We start from the raw sequence: 23452 nt of genomic DNA on the forward strand, positions 1-23452 counted from the left end.
GACTCATGGCACGCGCACTCAGTGCAGCCGTCAACTGGCGGATCGCTCTGCCCGTCGCCGGGGGCGCGGTCGTGTTGGGCCTGGGCGGTCTCTACGCGGCCGGGCTCGCGGCCGCGGACGTCCCCGGGGGCACGCATGTCCGCGGGGTCGACATCGGCGGGATGAGCCGGGCGGAGGCACAGCGCGTCCTGGACCGCAAGCTCGGGCCGGATTTCACGGCGCCGCTCACCGTCAGGATCGGTGACCGCACGGAGAAGGCCGATCCCGCCGCGCTCGGACTCTCGCTCGACACGGCCGCGACCGCCGACCGCGCCGCGGACCCGGCGTCCGATCCGATCGCCGTGATCGGCAAGCTCTTCACCTCGGAGCGCCGGGACGTCGAGCCGGCGATACGCGTGGACGAGCAGAAGAGCCGGGCCGCGATCGAGCGCATCGGTACGGCCGCCGACCGGAAGGTCCGCGACGGGGCGATAGCGTTCGAGAACGGCACCGCGACGGCCGTCGCCCCGGTCACCGGCATGTCCCTGGTCGAGGACCGGGCGCTGGACAGCCTGCGCACCGCGTATCTGCGCGCGAGCGCCACGGAGGCACGGGCCGTGGTCATGCCCGTGAAGCAGACGCCGCCGCGCATAGGCACCGCCGAGACCGACCGGGCCATGAAGAACTTCGCCCAGCCCGCGATGTCGGGCCCGGTCACGCTCACCCTCGCCGGTGAGCGGATATTCATCGGCCCCGCCACCATAGGCCGCCACCTCACCATGAAGGCCGGCAGCGGCGACCGGCTCGAGCCGGCCCTGGACGCCAAGGGCCTGCTCGCCGAGCCGGAGGTCGCCGCCCAGGTGAACGCGGCCGCCCAGGGCCCCCGGGACGCGAAGCTCGGCCTCGGCGCCGACAACCGGGTGACCGTGGTGCAGGAGAGCCGCGAGGGACACGAGGTCACCGACAAGGCGCTCGGCGACGCCGTCATGCCCCTGCTGACCCGCACCGGCGCCGCCCGTACCGGCGAACTGGCGGCCAGGACGATCGAGCCGAAGCTCAGCGCCGCGTCGGCACGGGAGCTCGGCATCAAGGAGAAGATCTCGTCGTTCACCGTCGAGTTCCCAGCCGCGCCCTACCGGACGACCAACATAGGCCGCGCCGTCCAGCTGATCGACGGCTCGCTCGTCCTGCCCGGCAAGGAGTGGAGCTTCAACCGGACGGTCGGCGAGCGGACCGAGGAGAACGGCTTCGTCGACGGCATCATGATCAACGACGGCCAGTACGTGAAGTCGCCGGGCGGCGGCGTCTCGGCCGTCGCCACCACGATGTACAACGCCCTCTTCTTCGCCGGGGTCAAGCCGCTGGAACACGGCGCGCACTCGTTCTACATCGAGCGCTACCCCGAGGGCCGCGAGGCCACGGTCGCCTGGGGCACCCTCGACCTGCGGTGGCTCAACGACTCCGGGCACGCCATCTACGTCAAGGCCCAGTCCACCGACACCTCGCTGACCATCACCTTCCTCGGCACGAAGAAGTACGACGAGATACGCGCGACCAAGGGGCCGCGCACCGGTATCACGCAGCCCGGCAAGCGCACGGGCAGCGGCCCCACCTGCGAGGTCCAGACCCCGCTCGAGGGCTTCGACGTCGCCGTCGGCCGCGTCTTCCTCCAGGACGGGCGGGAGGTCAAGCGGGAGAACTACAAGACCCACTACACCCCGCGCGACGAGGTCACGTGCACCCCGGAGGAGCCGGCCGGCAAGCAGGCGGCGGACGGAGCGCGGACTCCGCCCGCGGCGGACGCGACGGACGGCGCCCCGGCCGCCTGATCGGCCCCGGCCGCCTGATCCGCACCGGCAGCACCGGCAGCACCGACCAGTGCCCGACGGTCCGTCAGAATCCGGCGCGCAGTTCCCTCTTGAGGATCTTGCCGCTCGCGTTGCGCGGCAGCTGGTCCACGAGGACGATCCGCTTCGGCACCTTGAACCCGGGGAGGTGCTCGCGTGCGTGGGCGAGGAGTTCGTCCTCCGTCACGCCGTCGCGGGGAACGACGACGGCGGTCACGGCCTCGATCCAGCGCTCGTCCGGGAGGCCGATCACGGCGGCCTCGGCGACCGACGGATGGGTGTAGAGGACGTCCTCGACCTGGCGTGAAGCGACCAGCACTCCCCCGGAGTTGATGACGTCCTTCACCCGGTCGACGATCGTGTAGTAGCCCTCGCCGTCGCGTACGGCGAGGTCACCGGAGCGGAACCAGCCGCCGCGGAACGCCGCCCGGGTCTCCTCCGGCTTGTTCCAGTACCCCTTGCAGAGCTGCGGCGAGCGGTAGACGATCTCGCCCGGCGTACCGTCGGGCACGTCCTCGCCGTCCTCGTCGACGACCTTCGCCTCGACGAAGCGCACGGGCCTCCCGCAGGAGTCCATCCGGCCCTCGTGCTCCTTGGGCCCGAGCACGGTGGCGAGCGGTCCGATCTCGCTCTGGCCGAAGCAGTTGTAGAACGCGAGTCCGGGCAGGCGTTCCCGCAGCCGTTCCAGCACGGGCACGGGCATGATCGAGGCTCCGTAGTACGCCTTGCGCAGTCCGCCGAGGTCGCGCGTGGCGAACCCGGGGTGCTCGGAGAGGGCGATCCAGACGGTCGGCGGCGCGAACAGGCTGTCGGCGCGGCCCGCCTCCACCAGGTCGAAGATCTGCGCGGCGTCCGGCGCGTCGAGAAGGGTGCTCTCCGCGCCGACGGCGAGGTACGGCAGCAGGAACACGTGCATCTGCGCGGAGTGGTAGAGGGGCAGCGAGTGGACGGGCTTGTCGTGCTCGTCCAGGTCGAGCGCGGTGATGGCGCTGATGTACTCGTGCACCAGCGCCCGGTGCGTCATCATCGCGCCCTTCGGCAGGGCCGTCGTCCCCGAGGTGTAGAGGAGCTGGGCGAGGTTGTGGGCGTCCCGGTCGGGGTCGAAGTCCTGCGGTTCGGCCAGCGCCGCGAGCAGCGAGTCACCGGTGTCGCGCAGGGCCCGGACGACGTGCCCCTCCGGGACGCGGTCCGCGAGAGCGGGGTCGGCGAGGACGAGTGAACTGCCGGACTGGTCCAGGATGTACGTGAGATCGTCGCCGGTCAGGTTGTGGTTCACGGGCACGTGGACGAACCCGGCGCGGGCGCAGGCCAGGAAGGCGATGAGGTAGGCGTCGGAGTTGCGGCCGTAGACGGCGACGCGGTCGCACTCGCCCAGGCCGTGGTCGCTCAGCACGGCGGCCGCGGTGGTGACGGCGGCGTCCAGCTCTGCGTAGGTCCAGGACCGGTCGCCGTAGCGGACGGCGGTGCGGTCGGGCACGCGCTGGGCGCTGCGTCGCAGGACGCCGTCGACGGTGCTGCTGCGGAGTCGTTCCAAGGCTGCCATGGCTGGATCCTGTGCGGCGCGGGAGCGGCGGTCAAGCGTGTCGCCGACGCGGATACCGAGCGGATACCGAACGGAACGTTGACACACGCCGCCCGCGCTGCGTGCAGCGCATCCCGGTGCACGGCGGCACCGGGTCGCTCGGCGTCCGGAACAAGACCGTGCCGGTGTGGAACGCGGAGAGCAGCGGGTACGGCGGGCGCTGCCCGGTGGCCCGCACCCTGCTGACGTACTCCCAGTCGTCGAACCCGCGGTCGCCGCAGTTGCGCGTGGTCCGCGTCAGGGGCTGAACGACAGGAACACGAAGGCGGCGAAGATCAGCAGATGGACGCCGCCCTGGAGGAGGGTGGCCCGGCCGGGTACGACGGTGAGGGCGCTGACCACGGCGGTGAGTGCGAGCAGCACCATGTGGGTGGCGTCCTCGCCGAGGATCAGGCTCCCGGGCAGCCAGACCGAGGCGAGGGCGATCGCCGGGATCGTCAGGCCGATGCTGGCGATGGCGGAGCCGTAGGCGAGGTTGAGGCTGGTCTGCATGCGGTCCCGGCGCGCGGCCCGGACGGCGGCGAGGGTCTCGGGCATCAGGACCATGAGGGCGATGACGACGCCGACGACGGAGTTCGGCAGTCCGGCCGACTCGACGCCGCCCTCGATGGCGGGCGAGACGAGTTTGGCGTCGCCGACGACGGCGACGAGTGCCACGAAGAGCAGCGCGACGCTCCACCAGGTCTGCCGGACCCCGGGCGGCGGGGCGTGGCTGTCGGGGCCGGAGTCCTGGCCGTCCCGGACGACGGGCAGGAAGTAGTCGCGGTGCCGCACGGTCTGCACGGCGACGAAGAGCCCGTACAGGCAGAGCGAGGCGGCGGCGGCGAAGGCGAGCTGGGCGCCGGTGAACTGCGGCCCCGGGCGGCCCGTGGTGAAGGTGGGCAGCACCAGCGTCATGGTGGCGAGGGTGCACACGGTCGCGAGCGCGCCGCCCGAGCCCTCGGCGTTGAAGACGGCGATCCGGTTGCGCAGGGCGGCAACCAGCAGGGAGAGCCCGACGATGCCGTTGCATGTGATCATGACGGCGGCGAAGACGGTGTCCCTGGCATAGGTGGACGCCTTGTCGCCGCCGCCCGCCATCAGGGTGACGATGAGGCCGACCTCGATGACGGTGACGGCCACGGCGAGCACGAGGGAGCCGAAGGGCTCGCCGACCCGGTGGGCGACGACCTCGGCGTGGTGCACGGCGGCCAGCACGGCGCCGACGAGGCACAGCCCGACGACGGTCACGGCGGAGACCGGCAGCACGCGCCCCCAGCCGAGGACGAGCGCGACGGCGGCGACGACCGGCACCCAGGTGGTCCACTGCGCTGCCTGCGATGCCGTGCCGCTCCTCATGCGGGCCAGGCTGCCAGTACCCCGCGCGTGCCGCGCGGGGTACTGGTCCGATGGGGTCGGGTGTACGCCGGGCCCCGCCGGGCGTCACAGGGGCGCTCCGCCGGGCGTCACAGGGGGCGGGCGTGGCCCTGCCAGTACGGGTCGCGGAGCCGGCGTTTGTAGAGCTTGCCGTTGGGGTCGCGGGGCATGGCGTCGATGAAGTCGACGCTCTTGGGGCGCTTGTACCCTGCGAGGCGCCGCTCGCAGTGGGCGAGGATCGCGGCGGCGAGGTCCGGGCCGGGGACATGGCCGTCGGCGGGCTCGACGACGGCCTTGACCTCCTCGCCCCAGTCGTCGTGCGGGATGCCGAAGGCGGCGGCGTCGGCGACGGCGGGGTGGGCGAGGAGAGCGGCCTCGATCTCGGCGGGGTAGATGTTGACACCGCCGGAGATGATCATGTCGATCTTGCGGTCGCGGAGGAAGAGGTAGCCGTCCTCGTCGAGGACGCCGAGATCACCGACGGTGAAGAAGTCGCCGATGCGGTTCTTGCGCGTCTTGGCCTCGTCCTTGTGGTAGCTGAAGCCGCCGGTCGACATCTTCATGTAGACGGTGCCGAGTTCGCCGGGCGGCAGCCGGTTGCCGTCGTCGTCGAAGACGGCGAGCTCGCTGATGGGCCAGGCCCGCCCCACGGTGCCGGGCTTCTTCAGCCAGTCCTCGGCGGTGGCGAAGGCGCCGCCGCCCTCGCTCGCCGCGTAGTACTCCTCGACGCTGTTCCCCCACCACTCGATCATCGCCCGTTTGACGTGGTCGGGGCAGGGTGCGGCGCCGTGGATGGCGTGCCGCATCGACGAGACGTCGTACCGCGCCCGTACGTCCTGCGGGAGGGCGAGGAGCCGGTGGAACTGCGTCGGGACCATGTGGGTGTGCGTGCAGGCGTAGGCGTCGATGAGGCGCAGCATCTCCTCGGGCGCCCATTTGTCCATCAGCACCAGCCGGTGGCCGATGTGCAGGGACGCGCCCGCGAACTGGAGGACGGCGGTGTGGTAGAGCGGCGAGCAGACGAGGTGGACGTTGTCGTCGAAGGGCCTGATGCCGAAGATGGCGAGGAAGCCGCCGAGATACGTCTCCTCGGGGAGCTTTCCGGGCAGCGGGCGCCGGATGCCGCGCGGCCTGCCGGTCGTGCCGGAGGTGTAGTTCATGACCCAGCCGAGGGTGCGGTCGGCCGGCGCCGACTCCGGCTGCCCGTCGAGGAGTTCGGCGTACGGGCGGAAGCCGTCGACCGCGCCGACGGCGTAGCGGTGGCTCGCGGGCAGGTGCGCCTCGTCGGCCGCGGCGCTCGCCGCGGCGGCGAAGCGCTGGTGGGCGATGAGGGCCTTGGCGCCGGAGTCGGCGACGATCCAGGCGATCTCGGGGCCGACGAGGTGGTGGTTGACGGGCACGAGGTAGAAGCCGGCCTGGGAGGCGGCGAGGTACGCGGTGAAGAACTCGACGCCGTTGGGGAGGACGACGGCGAAGGCGTCGCCGCGCTCCAGTCCCGCGGCGCGCAGCCCGTGCACCAGCCGGTTGGCCTCGGCGTGCAGCCGGCCGGCCGTCCACTCCTCGCCGTCGGGTGCGATCAGGACCGTACGCTCGGGGTCGGCGGTCGCCTGCGCCCAGAAGCCTCCCGGCTGCTCGCTCATGAGGCGCTCCTCCCGGCGATGCGGTTGATGCGGTCGACGGTGCGCTCGAATCCGCGGGTCAGGTCGTCGAAGACCTGCTGGACGCTGTGCTCGGAGTTCATACGGCCGACGATCTGGCCGACGGGGGTGCCGAGCAGCGGTTCGACCTCGTACTTCTGGATACGGGAGACGGCCTCGGCGACGAGGAGGCCCTGGAGCGGCATGGGCAGGGCTCCGGGGCCGTTCGGGTCGTCCCAGGCGTCGGTCCACTCGGTGCGCAGCTGGCGGGCGGGTTTGCCCGAGAGGGCGCGGGAGCGGACGGTGTCACCGGAGCCGGCGGCGAGGAGCTTGTCCGTGAGGGCGCGGGAGTGGAGGTCGGCCTCGGTGGTGGTGAGCCAGATCGAGCCGAGCCAGACGCCCTGGGCGCCGAGGGCGAGTCCGGCGGCGATCTGCTCCCCGCTGCCGATGCCTCCGGCTGCCAGGACGGGCAGCGGCGAGACGGCGTCGACGGCGTCCGGGGTGAGGACCATGGAGGCGATCTCGCCGGTGTGGCCGCCCGCCTCGTAGCCCTGGGCGACGACGATGTCGATGCCGGCCTCGGCGTGGCGGCGGGCGTGCTTGGCACTTCCGGCGAGGGCGGCGACCAGGACGCCGTGGTCGTGGGCGCGGGCGACGACGTCCGGGGGTGGGGAGCCGAGCGCGTTGGCGAGCAGCTTGATCGGGTAGTCGAAGGCGACGTCGAGCTGGCTGCGGGCGACCTGCTCCATCCAGCCGGTGATCCGCCAGCCGGACGCCTCGCCCTCCGGGAGCGCCGGCACGCCGTGCTTGGCGAGGGTCTCCTCGACGAAGCGGCGGTGCCCTTCGGGGATCATCGCCTCGACCTGGGCCTCCGTCAGCGTCTGGCCTCCCGGGGCCTCGGCCTTCTTGGCGGGCATCACGACGTCGAGGCCGTACGGCTTTCCGCCGGTGTGCTCCTGCATCCAGTCGAGGTCGCGGGCGAGGTCGCCGGGCGCGGTGTAGCGGACCGCGCCGAGGACGCCGAAGCCGCCGGCCCGGGTGATGGCGGCGGCGACCGCGGGGAACGGCGTGAAGCCGAAGATGGCGTGCTCGATCCCCAGTTTCCTGCTCAGTTCCGTCTCCATGGGCGGCAGGATGCCGCAGCACGGCGGCCGAGGGAAGAGATTTTCTGATGCAGTGTCAGATTCTTGCCGGTCTTGACGCCCCCTCACCTTGGTAAGAAAGTTTCACGTGTTGCGTGATTCCCGAAGGATTCTTTCAGGGAGGGTGAGGTATGACGGAGGTCTCGGCGGGCAGAGCGATCAGCCGTCGCCGACTGGGCGGCGGGGTGCTGGCACTGGGAGGTGCACTGGTGGTCGGAGCGTTCCCGGGCGGGGCCGCCGCGGCGGCCGTACCGGCGGCCCGGCACGGCCGCACGACGCTGCGGCGCGGCTCCCCGGAGCGGGCCGGACTGATCGCGGCGCACCTGGACACGCTCGTCACCGACGCCGAGAAGTACCTCGCCCCCTCTCCCAAGCACCCCTGGTACGCCGGCGCGGTGCTCCTCGCGGGCCGGGGCGGGACGGTCGCGCTGCACCGGCCGATCGGGATGGCCGTGCGGTACGCGGCCTACGACGCGACGACCGACACGGGAGTGGAGTTCCCGCCCGAGGAGCAGATCCCGATGGCCGAGGACACGGTCTTCGACCTCGCCTCCGTCTCCAAGCTGTTCACCTCGATCCTGGCCGTGCAGCAGATCGAGCGGGGCGCGCTGGAGCTGGAGGAGCGGGTCGCCGCGTACCTTCCGGAGTTCGGCGCCGCGGGCAAGCAGGACGTCACCGTACGGCAGTTGCTCACGCACACCTCCGGTTTCCGGGCGTGGATCCCGCTGTTCAAGGAGCCCACACGGGAGGGGCAGCTGCGGCTGCTGTGGAACGAGGCGCCGGCGAATCCGCCCGGCACCCGGTACCTCTACTCCGACCTCAACCTGATCTCCCTCCAGCTGGTCCTGGAGAAGATCACCGGCCACCCCCTGGACGCGCTGCTCCACGACGAGATCACGGCTCCGCTGGGTATGGACCGCACCCGGTTCAACCCGCCGGCCGCCTGGAAGCCGAAGATCGCCGCCACCGAGGACGCACGGCTGCCGTGGTCGGGGCTGGAGCGCGGGCTGGTCTGGGGCGAGGTGCACGACGAGAACGCGTACGGCTTCGGCGGCGTCGCGGGGCACGCCGGGGTGTTCTCGTGCGCGTGGGACCTGGCGGTGCTCGCGCGGACCCTGCTCAACGGCGGGGCGTACGGGCGCGCGAGGATCCTGTCCGAGGAGTCGGTCGAGCTGATGTTCACGGACTTCAACACCGCGTTCCCCGGCGACGAGCACGGGCTCGGCTTCGAGCTGTACCAGCACTGGTACATGGGTGCGATGGCCACGCCGCGGACGGCCGGGCACACCGGGTTCACGGGCACGAGCCTCGTACTCGACCCGACGACGGACTCGTTCCTCGTGGTACTCGGCAACTCCGTCCACCCGGTGCGCAGTTGGCGCTCGGGGAGCGCACCGCGGGTCGCCGCGGCGAACAACATGGCGCGCGCCACCGCGGTACGGCCCGCGCAGGGGCGCACGGCCTGGTTCTCCGGGATGGCGGGCGCGACGACGGCGACGCTGGCGCTGCCGGAGGTGAGGCCGGTGACGGCGGACGCCCGGCTGCTCTGCGGTCTGTGGTGGGACACGGAGCCGGGGGCCGACAAGGTCTTCCTGGAGGCGTCGTCCGACGACGGCACCAGCTGGCAGCCGGTGCCGTTCACGACGGTGCGGGCCGGCCGGAGCCCCGAGCCCCACCCGGAGGGGTACGCCACCGGCTGGTCCGGTCGCAGCTGGCACCGTCTGGAGGCGCCACTGGCCGCGTGGCGCAGCGGTCCGGTGCGGCTGCGGTGGCGGTACGCGACGGACCAGCTGTACGTGGGGCGGGGGGTGTACGTGGACGGGCTGCGGGTGGAGGACGGCGAGCGGGTGCTCTTCGACGAGCGGCGGGCGCCGGACGCGGACCTGATCGAGGCGCTGGGGTGGACGGTGTCGTCCGACTGAGCCGGGGCGGCCGGTCGTCCGCCGACTGAGCCCCACTGCCCGCCGTCGGGCGGTGGGGCGTGCCCCGTGGCCCGACGGCGGGAGCCGACCGGCCGCGGGCTGGGGCGCGCCCTGCCGGGGGGCGCCCGGCCGTGGGGGGCGCCCGGCCGCGGGGGGCGCCCGGCCGCGGGGAAGGGCTCCCGGCCCTACCGCCCCAGTGCCGCCATCGCCGCGTTGTGGCCCGGGATGCCGCTCACCCCGCCGCCGCGGACGGCGCCCGCGCCGCACAGGAGGACGTTGGGGTGGGCGGTTTCGACGCCCCACCGGCCCGTGGCGGCGTCCGCCGCGTACGGGAAGGCCAGGTCCCGGTGGAAGATGTGGCCGCCGGGGAGCCTGAGGTCCCGCTCCAGGTCCAGCGGCGTCTTCGCCTCGATGCAGGGCTGTCCGGCCTCGTCGACGGCGAGGCAGTCGGCGATCGGCTCGTCGAGGTGGGCGTCGAGCTCGGCGAGTGTGGCCTTGAGCAGGGCGTCGCGGGTGGCGTCGGGCGCGTCGGCGAACAGTCGCGCGGGGGTGTGGAGGCCGAAGAGGGTCAGGGTCTGGTAGCCCTGCGCGGCGAGTTCGGGCCCGAGGATCGAGGGATCGGTCAGGGAGTGGCAGTAGATCTCCGACGGGGGCGCCTCGGGGAGGCGGCCGGACGCGGCCTGCGCGTAGGCCGCGGCCAACTGCCCGTAGCCCTCGGCGATGTGGAAGGTGCCGGAGAAAGCCTGGCGGGGGTCGACCGCCCGGTCGCGCAGCCGCGGCAGCCGGCGCAGCAGCATGTTGACCTTGAGCTGGGCGCCCTCCGCGGGGACCGGGGGCGGCGCGTCGCCGAGGAGGGCGGCGAGCGCCTGCGGGGAGGCGTTGACGAGGACCTTGCGGGCGGCGACGGTGCCTTCGCCGTCGTCCGTGCGGAAGCGGACCTCGGCCGTGTCGCCGTCCGTCTCGATCCGGATCGCCTCGTGGCCGGTGGCGATCTCCGCGCCGGCGCCGCGTGCGGCCCCGGCGAGCGCGTCGGTCAGCGCGCCCATGCCGCCGACCGGCACGTCCCAGTCGCCGGTGCCGTTGCCGATGACGTGGTAGAGGAAGCAGCGGTTCTGCACCAGTGAGGGGTCGTGGGCGTCGGCGAAGGTGCCGATGAGCGCGTCGGTCAGGACGACCCCGCGGACCAGGTCGTGCGCGAAGGTCTCCTCGATGGCGGCCCCGATCGGCTCCTCGAAGAGCATCCGCCACGCGTCCTCGTCCCCGATGCGCTCGCGCAGTTCGTCCCGTGCGGGCAGCGGCTCGGTCAGCGTCGGGAAGACCCGCTCGGCGACCCGTCCGGTCATGGCGTAGAACGCCTGCCACGCCTCGTACTCGCGGTCGGATCCGGTCAGCGCCCGGAAGGAGTCCCGTGTGCCGTCGCCGCCGACCAGCAGCCCGGTGGGGCGGCCCTCGTGCACCACCGGGGTGTACGAGGACACGGTCCGCTTGCGCACGGAGAAGTCGAGCCCGAGATCGCGCACGATCTGCCGGGGCAGCAGGGACACCAGGTACGAGTAGCGGGAGAGGCGGGCGTCGACACCGGCGAACGGGCGGGTGGAGACGGCCGCTCCCCCGGTGTGCCCGAGGCACTCCAGGACGAGGACGGATCGCCCGGCGCGGGCGAGATAGGCGGCGGCGACCAGTCCGTTGTGGCCACCGCCCACTATGACGGCGTCGTACACGGCTCGGGAGAACGCTTCGGCTGCGGGCATGCCTCTTCGTAACACGTGATCCCCGCCCGGGCCAGAGGCAGGCTGGGCCGCAGGTCAGACTCCCGTTGTGGCCTTGATCGCACCGGAGTCGACCGCCGCGCGCAGGGCGGCGTGGTCCGCGGCCGTCCGGTCGGCGTAGGCGAGGGCGAAGTCGGCCATGGCCCGGTCGAACCGGTCGGAGCCGCCGAGGTAGGCGGCGATCGCGACCCGCTCCCCCGTCCGGGCGTGGGCGCGCGCGAGCGCCCGGCCGCACAGTCCGGCGTAGTCGCGCAGCACGGCCGGGGACATGTCGGAGATCTCCGCCGTCCCCTTCATGTCGCGCAGCTGCCGCCAGTAGAAATGGCGGCCCTGGGGCCCGGTGACCCAGCCGAGGAAGATGTCGCTGGCGGCCTGGAGCAGCCGCTGGCCCGCCACGACGCGCTGGCCCTGGTGGCGGTAGGCCGACCGCGGCAGATGGGGTTCGAGCACGGAGTGCTGGGCCTCCTTGATCTGGAGGAAGAGCGGGTCGTCGGTGTCCCTGCCGGTCAGCAGCGCCACGTAGCAGCGGGTGCCGACGCTTCCCACGCCGACGACCTTGCGGGCCGCCTCGGTGAACCGGAACCGGTCGAGCAGGACCCGCCGGTCCTCGGGCAGCGTGCTGCGGTAGGCGCCGAGGATCTTGTGCACCTCCGCGGCTTCCGGGAGGTCGAGCGCTTCCAGCAGCGGCGGGTCATGGACGATGCGGCGCTCCCCCTCGCCGGTCAGCTCGGTGAGTTTGGCCACGGCCTGCAGATTGGTGCGGCGGCGGGCCCTGGCCACCTGGGCCTCGAAGCGCTCGCGGCGCATTCTCCGCACTAGCGGGGCGATGTCGTCGGTGGTGATGCGCTCGTACCAGACGTCGAGTTCGCCGAGTCCGGCGAGGCGGGCCATCGTCGTCCGGTACGACTCGGCCGCCGCCTGGGCGGCGCGGCGGGCCTTCTCGTCCGGCTGCCCGTTGTCCCGGGCGGCCACGGCGACGCTGGCGGCGAGCCGTTGCACATCCCATTCGAACGGTCCCGGCAGGGTCTCGTCGAAGTCGTTGAGGTCGAACAGGAGCGTGCGCTCCGGGGAGGCGAAGACGCCGAAGTTCAGCAGATGGGCGTCGCCGCAGAGCTGGACGGTGAGGCCGGTGGCGGGCCGCGGGGCCAGGTCGGCGGCCATGACGGCGGGTGCGCCGCGCAGATACGCGAACGGCGACGCGGCCATGCGGCCGTAGCGGATGGGCACCAGCTCCGGCACCCGGGTCCTGGCCTGCTCCTCGAGGATGTCGAGCGGATCCGGCCGGTCCGCGCCGGGGATCCAGCTCCCGAGCGAGGAGCGGGGCACCTGTTTGCGTACGGAGCGGCCGCGCCGCACCTGTTCGGACAGGTCCGGTGTCATGGTGACAGTGTGCGGGCAGGCCGCGGCGCGCGACAGTCGAGCCGGGGCGGGGGTGCGGCGCCCGGGTGCGGCGCCGGTGCCGGGGTGCGGCGCCGGGGTGCGGCGCCGGGGTGCGGTGCCGGGGTGCGGCGCCGGGGTGCGGCGCCGGACCGTGGAGCGCCCGGGCGTGCGGCGCCAGGGGCCGGGACTCCGAGGGCATGCGGCGCCAGAGGCCAGGACTCCCGGGCGTGCGGCGCCAGAGGCCGGGACTCCGAGGGCATGCGGCGCCAGAGGCCAGGACTCCCGGGCGTGCGGCGCCAGAGGCCGGGACTCCCGGGAGTGCGGGATCAGCCGCCGTGGCCGCCGCGCTGCCGGCGCAGGGCCGCTACACGCCGGTAGAGCTCCACCGCCTCGCCTCCCCTGCCGAGCTGCTCCAGGCAGTGCGCCTCGTCGTTGCGGCTGGCGAGGGCGTCGGGGTGGTCGGCACCGAGCACCCGCTCGCGGGCCTCGGCCACCTGCCGGTAGACGGTGAGGGCGTCGCCCCAGCGGCCGAGCCAGCCGAGGCCGACGGCGACCTCGCGGCGGCTGACGAGGGTGTCGGGGTGGTCGGGCCCCAGCACCCGCTCCCGGACCGCGCAGACGTCCCGGGCCTCGGCAAGCGCCTCGTCCCAGCGGGCGAGCCGCCCGAGGTTGACGCCGAGGCCGTGGCGGGCGCGCAGCGTCTCGGGGTCGGCCGGACCGTGTGCGCGGGTGCGGTCGCCGACGAGCGCGCGGTAGAGCTCCAGGGCCTCGGCGCTGCGGCCGAGGCGACCGAGGCTGATGCCCACCTCGTAGCGGGCGGAGAGCGTGTCGGGGTGGTCGGGTCCGAGGACCTGGGCGCGGGCCGCCGCGATGTCGCGGTACAGCTGCAGCGCCTCCTGCCAGCGGCCCAGCCGGCCGAGGGCGTAGGCCACTTCGTAGCGGGTGACGAGGGTGTCCGGGTGCTCCGGCCCGAGCACCCGGGCGCGGGCGGCGGCGACCTCGGACGCCATCCGGTAGGAGTCCTCCAGGCGGCCGAGGCGGCTCAGGTTGAAGGCGAGGTTGTGCCGGCACCGCAGGGTGTCCGGGTGGTCGGGCCCCATGGTCCGCTCACGAGAGGCGAGGACCTCCGCGTACACCTGGTGGGCCTCGAAGTGGCGGCCCAGACCGCCCAGTACGTACGCCGTCTCCTGGCGCGCGGCCAGGGTCTCGGGGTGGTCGGGGCCCAGGGTGCGCTCGCGGCCCTCGGCGACGCGGCCGAACTCGCGCAGGGCGTCCGCAGTGCGTCCGGTCCTGCTGAGGGTGAAGCCGACCTCGTAGCGGCTGGCGAGGGTGTCGGGGTGGTCGGGCCCGAGCGCGTGATCGCGCTCGGCGGCGACCGCGCGGTGCACCTCGCCCGCCTCCTCCCAGCGGCCGAGCCGGCCGAGGCTGAGGCCCGCGTTGTGGCGGCTGGTGAGGACGGCGAGCAGCTCGGGCGGCGGGGCGGGGCGTTCGGGGCGGGGCAGCTGCACGGGGACCGGTGCACGCAGACCGACGCCGGTGGTCCACTCGCCGGTGAGGCCCGCCGTGTGGTCCGGCGGGGTGGGGCGGAGCAGGCCGGCGCCGGCGGCCTTGTGGCCGGTGGTCATGCCCCGCGTCCACGACGGCAGGCGGCGCTCGGACGGGTCATCGGGCCAGGACGCGCGCTCGGACCCCGACACGTGCCCGGACCCCGACACGTGTCCGGACTCCGGCCGGGGCTCCCGCTGGGGCTCCCGCTGGGCCGGGACGACCGCCGGGCGCTCGGTTCCGTCCGGGGACAGCCCGACGGACGTGGACCGCCCGGCGGCGGTGAACCGGCGGCGCAGGTCCCTGGCGTCGGCGGGCCGGCCTTCCGGCATCTTGGCGAGCAGGTCGAGAACGATCCGGTCGATGAAGCCGGGCAGTTCGGCGCGGTGCTTGCGCAGCGGCTCGGGCGGCGTGTCGCGGTGTCCGACGAGGACGGCCCAGGTGTCGTCCAGGTCGAACGGCGGGGCTCCGGTGGCGATCTCGTACAGCACGCAGCCCAGTGAGTAGAGGTCGCTGCGGTGGTCGACGCTGCCGCCGCTGATCTGCTCGGGCGACATGTAGTGCGGGGTGCCCATGGCGATGCCGGTGCCGGTGAGCCGTGAGGTGAAGCCGATGTCGTGGCCGAGGCGGGCGATGCCGAAGTCGCATATCTTCACCGTGCCGTCGGTGAGCCGCATGATGTTGGCCGGCTTCAGGTCCCGGTGGACGATGCCCTGTTCATGGGTGTAGGCGAGGGCGTCGGTGACCTGCTCGGCGATGTCGACGATGTCGGGCACGGCGAGCGGGTGCTGCTTGTTGTCCTCCAGGAGCTGGCTGAGATTGCGGCCCTCCAGCAGCTCCATGACCAGATAGAGCACGCCCTCGTGCTCGCCGAAGTCATGGACGACGGTGACCCCGCGGTGCTGGAGCGCGGCGGCGACCCGGGCCTCCCGGCGGAAGCGCTCGCGCAGGACCCCGGCGAAGGGCCGGTCGTGCTGCGGGCCCAGGGGTTTGAGGCACTTGACCGCGACACGCCGTCCCAGCGACTCGTCGCGGGCCCGCCACACCTCGCCCATTCCGCCGCGCCCGATCACATCGAGCAGCCGGTACCGGCCCTGGATCAGCCTGGTGTCCGCCATCTCGTGCTGTCGCCCCCGTCGGTCTGCTGCGCCCTCCCCGGCCCGCCGTCCAGTATGGCCGCCTGACTGCGGAGTTTGTACGGTGCGGGTCGGCTGCCCGGTCCGAGTCGCGCCATCGCCTTCAGAATGTGACCCGGCGGGAGCTGCCAGCGCAGCCGGGCGGGGATGCAGCGCAACGCCCTGCCGGTGACGCCGAGTTGGCGGGTGACCCGGTCGGGTGGGGGCGCGGGGCGGCCGTACAGCTCGTGGGCGTACGCGGGCAGCGCGTTGTACGCGAGCGCCGCCACGCGCCGCCAGAGCAGTTCGCGCGCCGGTACGAGCAGGGGGTGGATCGGCGGCCGGCGCAGGAAGTCGTCGACGGTGCGCGCGTCGTCCCCGGCGGCGAGCGCGGGCCGTACGGCGCTGAAGTAGGCGGCCAGTTCGGCGGTGGTGGCGGGCACGCGGGCCGGGTCGAGGCCGACGAGCCGCGCGCTCTCGCGGTGTTCGGCGACGTACCGGTCGGCCTGGGCGTCGCTGAGGGGGAAGCCGGAGCGGCGTGCGACGCTCAGGTACGAGTCGGTCTCGGCGCAGTGCACCCACAGGAGCAGCTCGGGGTCGTCGACGCCGAGCATCCGGTGGATCCTGCGGACGCGGGCGCCGGCGTGCTCGGCGGCGGCGCTGGTGCCGTAGGTGATGGTGCCGACGAAGTCCGCGGTGCGCATGAGGCGGCCCCAGGCGTCCTTGCGGAAGTCCGAGTTGATCATGACACCGCGGACGGCCCGCGGGTGCAGCGCCTGGAGATAGAGCGCGCGGACGCCGGCGACCCACATCACGGGGTCGCCGTGCATCTGCCAGGTGACCGATTCGGGACCGAAGAGCCCGGGGTCGCGGTCGGCGCTCATGGCTCGACGTTAACGCCGTACGCGCGGCATGCCGAGTCCGATCCAGGAGATGATCTCGCGCTGGATCTCGTTGTTGCCGCCCCCGAAGGTGAAGATCACGGCGGAGCGGTAGCCGCGCTCCAGTTCACCGTGGAGGACGGCGCCCGCCGAGCCCTCCTTGAGCGCGCCCGCGGCACCGACGATCTCCATCAGCCAGGCGTAGGCGTCGCGGCGCGCCTCGGAGCCGTACACCTTGACGGCGGAGGCGTCCTGCGGGGTGAGGGTGCCGGCCTCGACGGCGCCCACCATCTGCCAGTTGAGCAGCTTCATCGCGTCGAGCCTGGCGTGCGTGCGGGCGAGCCGGCCGCGGACCCAGCCGAGGTCGATGACGCGGCGCCCGTCGGCGAGCTTGGTGCCGGCAGCCCAGCGCTGGACGTCGTGGAGGGCGCGGATGGCCATGGTGCCGTGGGCGGCCAGGGTCACGCGCTCGTGGTTGAGCTGGTTGGTGATCAGCCGCCAGCCCTTGTTCTCCTCGCCGACGCGGCGGGCGGCGGGGACGCGGATGTTCTCGTAGTAGCTGGCGGTGGTGTCGTGGGAGGCGAGGGTGTTGATGACGGTGCACGAGTAGCCCGGGTCGGAGGTCGGGACGAGCAGCATGGTGATGCCCTTGTGCGGCGGGGCGTCCGGGTCGGTGCGGACGGCGAGCCACACCCAGTCGGCGGTGTCGCCGTTGGTGGTCCAGATCTTCTGCCCGTTGACCGTGTAGTGGCCGGTGGCCTCGTCGCCTTCGCGCACGGCGCGGGTCTTCAGCGCGGCGAGGTCGGTCCCGGCGTCGGGCTCGCTGTAGCCGATGGCGAAGTCGATCTCGCCGGAGAGGATCCGCGGCAGGAAGTGCGCCTTCTGCTCGTCGGTGCCGTACTGCATGATCGTCGGGCCCACGGTGTTCAGCGCCATCAGCGGCAGCGGTACGCCCGCCTGGGCCGCCTCGTCGAAGAAGATGAACTGCTCCATCGGGGTCAGCCCCCGGCCGCCGTACTCCTCGGGCCAGCCGACACCGAGCCAGCCGTCGGCCCCGAGACGGCGGATGGTCTCGCGGTAGAACCGCTTCTGGGCGGCGGGGTCTGCGTAGCGGGCGTACGCGTTGTCGGGGACGAGCCCGTCGAAGTACGCACGCAGCTCGGCGCGCAACTGCTGCTGCTCAGGCGTGTATTCGAGGTGCACGGCCCCTCCAGGCGTGGTCGTCGCTGCGGCGGCACAGACTAGAACGCGTTGCAGTAATCCGGAAGAGCCGTGCGCCGGGGATGCCGGTTCACCGTGCCGGTCGGTGCTCCCGCGTGGGACGAGGTCGCGGCCCGCCATCCGCCATGCCGAAGCGAAACGGGGAGGCTAACGCTTCTGCGGTAGTAGGTGTGACACCTCTATGCAGGTGAACTCGTCGCCGTCGTAGGTCGTCGTTTCCGTCTTGGGTTCTGAAGTGCGCGTCAGCGTTACGCCACCGAATATGATCACCTCCGCCTCTGAGGGCACCCGGCTGAGTCCGTAGATTTCAGCGTACAACCCGGTGGCCTCACCGTTACCGGGGAACGTGATCGTATCCAGGACAGGGGTTTTGAAAAGATACCCGGAATGCTCATAGGCGAACCTCTGAGCTATGTCGTACTTTCGAGAAGTGCTTGTAATCTTTGGTGTGGCATATTTCTTGCTGACGACCGTTGGAGAGAACGACACCTTCGGTTTATACGTTCCTCGATAGACTTGCGTACCGGCTGCGATGGCGGGAAATTTGATGCCCCCGAGCGCGGTGGCAGCGTCCGAGCACATTTTGAGCTGCTCGTCCAAGGGCCTCCAGTCGTATGCTTTGATTGCGGCGACCAGCTGTTTTCTGGACTGCTTCGCCTGCTTCTTCGCCGCCTCTGTCGCCCCGTCCTTGTTGGCCTCTCTGGCATCGTCCAGCGCCTTCTCCCAGGTTGCGCCGAGTTGCTTGGGATCGGTGATGACGACCGGCAGATCGTTATGCTTGCTGGTTGGGGTCGCTCTGTTCAGATCTTTCTCTGCCGTCGCGATCGCGGTGTCTCGGATCGCTTTGGCTCTGCCCTTGGGTGCCACTTTGTCGGCTGCGTTCAACAACGTGAAACTACCCGATGAGTACACATAGACTCCGCATACAGTGGCCAGTGTCTCCCAGGGTTCGGTGGAAACGATGTCTTTGCCGGCCACACCAAGGGAATTCAGCCACTCCTTCATCCAATAGTATCGAGTAAGCCCGTTGGAGCCTTTGAAGCTGCCATTGAAAAATGCGCCTGCTTCTTTGATGGGAAGTTTACTTCTCACAGTCCCGTCGTCCGGGTGGCTTCCTGGAGTTGTCACGAGAGGCAGGTATTTCGCCATGGCGAGCACCAGTGACGCCTCATCGACGGTGAGCGCACTGAGAGGCGGTGACGGCAGGGGCTTCCTGTCCGCTGCGGCCTTGTCCCGACTTTCGGCCCACGTTGTCAACAGATCGGCCAGATCCTGTTTGGGGTGCGGAGTCGGGGATTTCGTGCCGAGCTTTTCGCTGAGCCCCTGGTAGGCTTCCTTGGCTCCCTTTTTCAGCAGCACGGTCAACTCGTCCAGTTGACTGTTGTCCCTACCGCTCGAAAGGAGCCTCTCCTTGCGTTTGCGGAGAACCAAGCTCTCGCAGCTCCAGGTGCCGGCATCCTTCGGATCGAGCATGGCGATATGGACAGCCTTGAGGATCTCGTACACGGAGTGGTCGCGAACCGGGAGCATCCAGGCCAGCAGCGCTTTGACGAAGTCTATGGCTGGGGTGTCGGGGACGTTGATCCAAGCGAAGGTGCAGAACATCCGTGCGGCCGTCCCGGAGAGGCCGGCAACAAGTGGATATCCCCTGCGGAGGCAATTGTTGACGTACCAGGGGCCTTTCGCCAGGCCCACACTCTTGAAGCCCTCGACCCAGGGAAGTGGATATTCAGGGCCGTACGCCGCCGCGTTGTCGAGATCCCAGGCCCGCACATTGTGAGGGGTGATCTTGGCGGGTTTGATGATCGTGTAATACTTGAGGAAGGTCTTCCCGTTTGGACCGTAGGAGTAGGCGTTCTGCACCTGGATCGCCTGCTCTCTTTGCAGCACATCACGCATCTCCAGATCGGTCAACTCGATGCCACGCTGGACTTCTTTGTAGCTAAGGCCATCGATCTCGGGTATCACAAGAACACTGTTCTGGAATTCCCTTTCCCCCTCGCTGAGCCCAATACCCGGTCCCAGCCTCAGGTAGTCGGACGGAAAGGTGTCGCTCCGGGCTCCATGGCCACCAAGCTGGCGACAGATCTGTGAACTCGCATATTCCAAATAATGAGATCCGTATTTTGCAAGGCTCCCCACCGCATATATGTCCTTTTCGAACCCGACCGAGAACACGTTACGCAGCTTGCCGAGCTTGGCGTTATTTTCCAGATAATTCGTGTAGGGCGCCAGATGCCGGTGGTTGAGTTTCAGTGTTCCCGCAAGTCGCCCGCATTCGGCCCTATCCCCCGTGAAGTAGATGCGCTGGATGGTACTCTTCAGGGAAATTTCCTCACCCCCAACGCTCGGGCGGAAATAGGCAGCGTTGAAGAGCGCGGTCATCATTTCCCTGAGAGTGGCCCTACTGTCCTTGCCTATGAGGTACGCGATTCCCTTCGAAGCATTTATCTGGCCCGCACTGTTGGCATTCTTCGGATCGGACAGGAAGAAGGCCTGGGCAGCTTTCTCCTCTCGCTCGGTACTCGACAGGTTTTTCTGTGTGTTCTCCAGGTCCCAAGTAAGAACCTCGTGCAGGCGCCGGATGGTTCGCCTCGCCGCTTCCTTCACGCTTTCCTGTTCGGCGAGTTCGGCTCCGAGGTTCATTTCCCAGGTCTTCGCCCGGATTTGCCACGGAGAGTCCGCGTTCTTCTTCTGCCAGGCCGAGTAGTAGGCCTCGTAATCAAAGGGAGGTTCGGGTGTGGGCGTGCTCATTGGAAACTCCAGACCATGCGACGGCGATTGGTGAGAGCAGAGCCTCGCGGGTTCAGGTCCGCGTAGACGGGTTCAGCGCCGCGTACGCGACGGTAGTTGTGGTGTCGCCGAGTTTGGCAATGAGATTGAGGGCGTGCCCTTGGTCGGTGTCGTACGTGAAGCCCGCTTGGGTGATGGCGAGTTCGGGGAGCAAGGGCAGTGCCGATGGCAGGGAAGGGATCAGGTCGGCGACGGTGAGGCCGCCGGCGTCGGTGCACCGGGCAGATATGCGGGTGTGTCGGGGGTCGGCGCCGGAGTCGAGCGTGAAGTAGAGGGGGGAACGCGATGGGTCCGCACGCGAGATGATGAGGTCCCCGTCCAGCGACCATCCATGGGCCTCTTTCATGAAGCGCATGGCGTAGGAGCTTTTCTGGTCGAGGATCGTGAGGTTTCCGGTGCAGTCGAGTTCCAGGGTGGTGCCGTCTGCGCTTCGTCCGGCGGTGAACTGGATGTGGTCGGGAAGGGCATCGAGGAGGTGCGTCAGGAAATGTGGCGGGCCCTGTGGCCTGAGCCACTCGCGAGCGGGATCAGCCTCAAGGACGCCCCGTATGGTCCAGTTCCCGTCCTCGTAGGCGGCAGCCACGGTGATGGTGTCCTTGCCGACCCTGGCGTCGGCTTCCAGGGCGACGGCCGTGCTCTGCGTCGAGTCGGCCTTGGACAGGGACAGGCTGATGCCGGTGAGGGTGAAGGCGGGGTCGGTGCGTATGGTGAGGTTCGCGGCCAGGTCCACATCAAGGCTGTAGGTCTTCCGACTCAGTGAGTAGGTGGCCTTCAGGTCGGCCAGGCAAACGGCGGAGTCCGAGGTGTGTGCCGCGAAGTCCTTGATGTCTTTCAACTCAGTGGCGTCGAAGTCCTTGAGGACCTCGGGGTCGAGAATCTCCAGGGTGAGGTCGCCCGGGGGAAACTGGGCGGTGGCGGCGAAGCAGGGTGGGGTCCGGTCGTCCGTCGGGGCTTTGCCGAGATGGCCGAGAGCCTCGGCTCCCGCGGAGTACTGCCATGTGCCGTCTGAGGCACGGCCCGCGAGGAACCACAGATCGAGGGTGTCCAGGGTCAGGCCGGGGATGAAAGAGACACTTGCATCCGGTACGCAGGAAATGCCCGCAGCCAACGCGGTGACCTTGCCGGCGGTGAGGTCGTAAACCACGGACATGCCCGTCAGGGACACCTTGGCGGGCAGGAGCTTCTCGGGGAGGGCGATACCCGACGCGAGGTTGAGACTTGTGTCCAGCTTCATGAAGGGCTGGTCGTGGATGTCCTTCACACCGTCGAGTTGAGGGGCCTCGCCGGTGCCGGGGTCAGTGGTGTCTGCGGTCAGAGCGATGACCTTTCGCTTGCCGTCGTCGGTGTAGTCGAAGGCGAAGTCCACGTCCGTGCCGTGGGGAGTGATGGTGCCGCCGAGCTCCCACGACGGTGTGCCGCCCTCGCCGCCGGCGCTCCGCTGGAAGAAGCAGGAGACCTCGCACTCGCGCTGGAAGAGGTTCAGGGTTCCGTCCACCCCGAGGTGGGTGGTGGCGAATCCGTCGCTCCAGGACACCGTCACCGCCCTGGGCTGCAGCCCATTGACCACATCCGGTATCGACGGCGGGGATACGCCCGTTGATACCGACCAGGCGGCCGCATCGGCCATACCGACGTTCGACGGAAGAGGCCCGAACGTGACAGCGGCGCGGGTGGGCTGCCCGGCGGAAGGGGGTAGGGGGAACCGCGTCTCCACGGTCCCTGTGGCGACGGCCGGTAGCGACCCGACGGCCGCGGCAGTGAACTCGTACCGTGCGATGTTGGCCTTGTCCACCAGGTCACAGTCCACGACCAGCCGCCGGACCTGGAACTCCGGACGCGCTGCGAGACTCCCCGCGACCGTCTCCGCGTACGGCACCGCCACACCGGGCATGCCCGGCTGGCCCTGCGCCGGGGTGAACACCAGCGAAATCCCACGAACACCTGCCTGCTCCACGGTGAACGTCACCGTCAGAGGACAGGCTTGTAACGCACCGGGAAGCGTGACAACGCCCGTGATCGTGTAGGGGGATGTGTCAAGATGCGCCACCGGCGTTTCGAGTTTGATGGTGGAACCATTGAGGATGTCCGCCACGTTGTCCTCTCCCTGCGCGACACCCAGCTGCTGAAGCGGCACGCAACCCGGATTCGACCGCACGAAGGACACAAGTTCACTGAACGGCATGAGCGAAGCAGAAGGCATCTGAACCTCACTGACAGAGACGAAGATGGTCCGGAACTGAAAAGGACGTCAGCCGTGCCAAGCCATGCCGAATCCCGGGGCGCTTGCCCGGAGCCTGCGCCGGCAGCAATGGATGACCGGTTCATCGATGAGCTTGCAGGCCCCAGCCCGGCCCGAAGGGCTACAGGCCCATGCCTGCGCCGGGGGCTCTCACCCAGGTAGGGCAGCGTGTCTCGCGATCTGGTTCGCGTGGTTGGACCGATGGGCTGCGCAATTGACGGGCCGTGGCCTACAAAGATCCCTGCGGGTGGCAATGCGGAGGCGGGTGCGGACTTCATGTGAAGTGGCGCGGCACCTCAGATGCTTCACCGATCGCGGCGCGTGCAGCCGATCACCCGGGGCGACGGGATATCGATGCACTCATCCCAGAAGGCATCGAAATCGAAGATTAGGCAAGAAGAGTGACAGAACTCACAAAACGTGTCAACTCACACCATCGTGGTCGAGGGCATGGGCCTGCGACGGCGTACGAACGGACCTGTAGGGCGGACGGCCCTGCTACGAGACCTCGACCTCAGGCCTGACGATCACCACCGCGCAGGTGGCGTGGAGCGCGCACTGCTGGCTCACCGAGCCGAGCAGCGTCCGGGCGAAGCCGCCGCGGCCGCGGCTGCCCACGACCAGGAGCTCCGCTCCCTCGGACGCGTCGAGGAGCACCTCGACGGGGTTGCCGCGGAGGAGATGCGTGCGGACCTGGGACGAGCCCGACTCGCCCAGCACCTTGCGGATCTCGTCGGTGAGGCCCTCCCTGGCGACCTCCGCGTCGAAGGTGGGGTCCACGACGGGTGCCGACCACCCGTGGGCCCCGGGCAGCTCGTACGCGCCGACGGCGTCCACCGTCGCGCCGATCAGTTGTGCGTGGTCGACCGCCCAGCGCAGCGCCGCGTGCGACGAGGGTGAACCGTCGACGCCCACCACGACGCGCGGAGCCGCATCCTGCTTGTCCATCCTGCTCGCCTTTCTCGCGCTTCCCCTTCCACCTTCCCGCCATCCGGGCCGGTCGGCGCGCGCGGAGTCCGCCATGCGGGGCAGCCCCACCGCCCC

At 70.5% G+C, this 23452-nt stretch carries 14 protein-coding genes and 1 pseudogene; 3 read left to right on the plus strand and 12 right to left on the minus strand.

What is annotated here, in order from left to right; genetic code table 11:
• Positions 1 to 5: 5 nt before the first annotated feature.
• Entirely contained in the window at positions 6 to 1808 is a 1803-nt protein-coding gene (locus tag KK483_RS00250; protein WP_262002704.1) for a VanW family protein, read from the plus strand.
• 64 nt (positions 1809 to 1872) lie between these two features.
• On the opposite strand, the gene KK483_RS00255 is transcribed toward KK483_RS00250, so the two are convergent.
• Positions 1873 to 3369 (minus strand): fatty acyl-CoA synthetase, encoded by a 1497-nt coding sequence (locus tag KK483_RS00255; RefSeq protein ID WP_262002706.1) that lies wholly within the window; start codon positions 3367 to 3369, stop codon positions 1873 to 1875.
• 104 nt (positions 3370 to 3473) lie between these two features.
• Here KK483_RS00255 and KK483_RS00260 point away from each other — a divergent pair.
• Positions 3474 to 3656, plus strand: a pseudogene (locus tag KK483_RS00260) (hypothetical protein); the annotation flags it as partial.
• Here the strand turns inward: KK483_RS00260 and KK483_RS00265 are convergent.
• From KK483_RS00265 to KK483_RS00275, 3 genes are all read right to left on the minus strand, one after another.
• Entirely contained in the window at positions 3646 to 4746 is a 1101-nt protein-coding gene (locus tag KK483_RS00265; protein ID WP_262002707.1) for a calcium:proton antiporter, read from the minus strand. The pseudogene KK483_RS00260 and the gene KK483_RS00265 overlap by 11 nt on opposite strands.
• 107 nt (positions 4747 to 4853) lie before the next feature.
• Positions 4854 to 6404 carry an acyl-CoA synthetase gene (locus KK483_RS00270; RefSeq protein ID WP_262002709.1) on the minus strand — a complete coding sequence of 517 codons (1551 nt, stop codon included), beginning with the start codon at positions 6402 to 6404 and terminating at the stop codon, positions 4854 to 4856.
• The gene (locus KK483_RS00275) at positions 6401 to 7525 is read right to left on the minus strand and encodes a nitronate monooxygenase family protein (protein ID WP_262002711.1); all 1125 of its coding nucleotides are present in this window, start codon (positions 7523 to 7525) and stop codon (positions 6401 to 6403) included. Before KK483_RS00275 ends, KK483_RS00270 begins: the two co-directional genes overlap by 4 nt.
• 149 nt (positions 7526 to 7674) lie before the next feature.
• Between KK483_RS00275 and KK483_RS00280 the strand changes: the two genes are divergently transcribed.
• Entirely contained in the window at positions 7675 to 9465 is a 1791-nt protein-coding gene (locus KK483_RS00280; protein ID WP_262002713.1) for a serine hydrolase, read from the plus strand.
• Between the two features lie 185 nt (positions 9466 to 9650).
• On the opposite strand, the gene KK483_RS00285 is transcribed toward KK483_RS00280, so the two are convergent.
• The 8 genes from KK483_RS00285 to KK483_RS00320 form a co-directional block, all read right to left on the minus strand.
• Entirely contained in the window at positions 9651 to 11216 is a 1566-nt protein-coding gene (locus tag KK483_RS00285; protein ID WP_262002715.1) for an NAD(P)/FAD-dependent oxidoreductase, read from the minus strand.
• Positions 11217 to 11270: 54 nt separating this feature from the next.
• A complete protein-coding gene (locus tag KK483_RS00290; RefSeq protein ID WP_262002717.1) occupies positions 11271 to 12614 on the minus strand; it encodes a DUF2252 domain-containing protein in 1344 nt (447 codons plus the stop codon).
• Positions 12615 to 12940: 326 nt separating this feature from the next.
• A complete protein-coding gene (locus KK483_RS00295) occupies positions 12941 to 15277 on the minus strand; it encodes a serine/threonine-protein kinase (protein WP_262002719.1) in 2337 nt (778 codons plus the stop codon).
• Positions 15259 to 16158 carry an oxygenase MpaB family protein gene (locus KK483_RS00300; RefSeq protein ID WP_262002721.1) on the minus strand — a complete coding sequence of 300 codons (900 nt, stop codon included), beginning with the start codon at positions 16156 to 16158 and terminating at the stop codon, positions 15259 to 15261. The genes KK483_RS00295 and KK483_RS00300 overlap by 19 nt, the downstream gene beginning before the upstream one ends.
• A 9-nt stretch (positions 16159 to 16167) precedes the next feature.
• Entirely contained in the window at positions 16168 to 17358 is a 1191-nt protein-coding gene (locus tag KK483_RS00305; RefSeq protein ID WP_262002723.1) for an acyl-CoA dehydrogenase family protein, read from the minus strand.
• 165 nt (positions 17359 to 17523) lie between these two features.
• Positions 17524 to 20130, minus strand: a complete 2607-nt coding sequence (locus KK483_RS00310) for a hypothetical protein (protein ID WP_262002725.1) — start codon at positions 20128 to 20130, stop codon at positions 17524 to 17526.
• A gap of 52 nt (positions 20131 to 20182) precedes the next feature.
• On the minus strand, positions 20183 to 22303 hold the full coding sequence (locus tag KK483_RS00315) for a hypothetical protein (RefSeq protein ID WP_262002726.1): 2121 nt from the start codon (positions 22301 to 22303) through the stop codon (positions 20183 to 20185).
• 603 nt (positions 22304 to 22906) lie between these two features.
• Entirely contained in the window at positions 22907 to 23356 is a 450-nt protein-coding gene (locus KK483_RS00320; protein WP_262002728.1) for a universal stress protein, read from the minus strand.
• Positions 23357 to 23452: the final 96 nt, after the last annotated feature.

Origin of the sequence: Streptomyces sp. FIT100, assembly GCF_024584805.1 — a bacterium.
Classification (GTDB): domain Bacteria; phylum Actinomycetota; class Actinomycetes; order Streptomycetales; family Streptomycetaceae; genus Streptomyces.

What these genes read in the sequence shown, in the direction of transcription:
- KK483_RS00250 (WP_262002704.1), top strand. Translation starts at nt 6, where the DNA reads ATGGCACGCGCACTCAGTGCAGCCGTCAACTGGCGGATCGCTCTGCCC.
- KK483_RS00255 (WP_262002706.1), bottom strand. Translation starts at nt 3,369, where the DNA reads ATGGCAGCCTTGGAACGACTCCGCAGCAGCACCGTCGACGGCGTCCTG.
- KK483_RS00265 (WP_262002707.1), bottom strand. Translation starts at nt 4,746, where the DNA reads ATGAGGAGCGGCACGGCATCGCAGGCAGCGCAGTGGACCACCTGGGTG.
- KK483_RS00270 (WP_262002709.1), bottom strand. Translation starts at nt 6,404, where the DNA reads ATGAGCGAGCAGCCGGGAGGCTTCTGGGCGCAGGCGACCGCCGACCCC.
- KK483_RS00275 (WP_262002711.1), bottom strand. Translation starts at nt 7,525, where the DNA reads ATGGAGACGGAACTGAGCAGGAAACTGGGGATCGAGCACGCCATCTTC.
- KK483_RS00280 (WP_262002713.1), top strand. Translation starts at nt 7,675, where the DNA reads ATGACGGAGGTCTCGGCGGGCAGAGCGATCAGCCGTCGCCGACTGGGC.
- KK483_RS00285 (WP_262002715.1), bottom strand. Translation starts at nt 11,216, where the DNA reads ATGCCCGCAGCCGAAGCGTTCTCCCGAGCCGTGTACGACGCCGTCATA.
- KK483_RS00290 (WP_262002717.1), bottom strand. Translation starts at nt 12,614, where the DNA reads ATGACACCGGACCTGTCCGAACAGGTGCGGCGCGGCCGCTCCGTACGC.
- KK483_RS00295 (WP_262002719.1), bottom strand. Translation starts at nt 15,277, where the DNA reads ATGGCGGACACCAGGCTGATCCAGGGCCGGTACCGGCTGCTCGATGTG.
- KK483_RS00300 (WP_262002721.1), bottom strand. Translation starts at nt 16,158, where the DNA reads ATGAGCGCCGACCGCGACCCCGGGCTCTTCGGTCCCGAATCGGTCACC.
- KK483_RS00310 (WP_262002725.1), bottom strand. Translation starts at nt 20,130, where the DNA reads ATGAGCACGCCCACACCCGAACCTCCCTTTGATTACGAGGCCTACTAC.
- KK483_RS00320 (WP_262002728.1), bottom strand. Translation starts at nt 23,356, where the DNA reads ATGGACAAGCAGGATGCGGCTCCGCGCGTCGTGGTGGGCGTCGACGGT.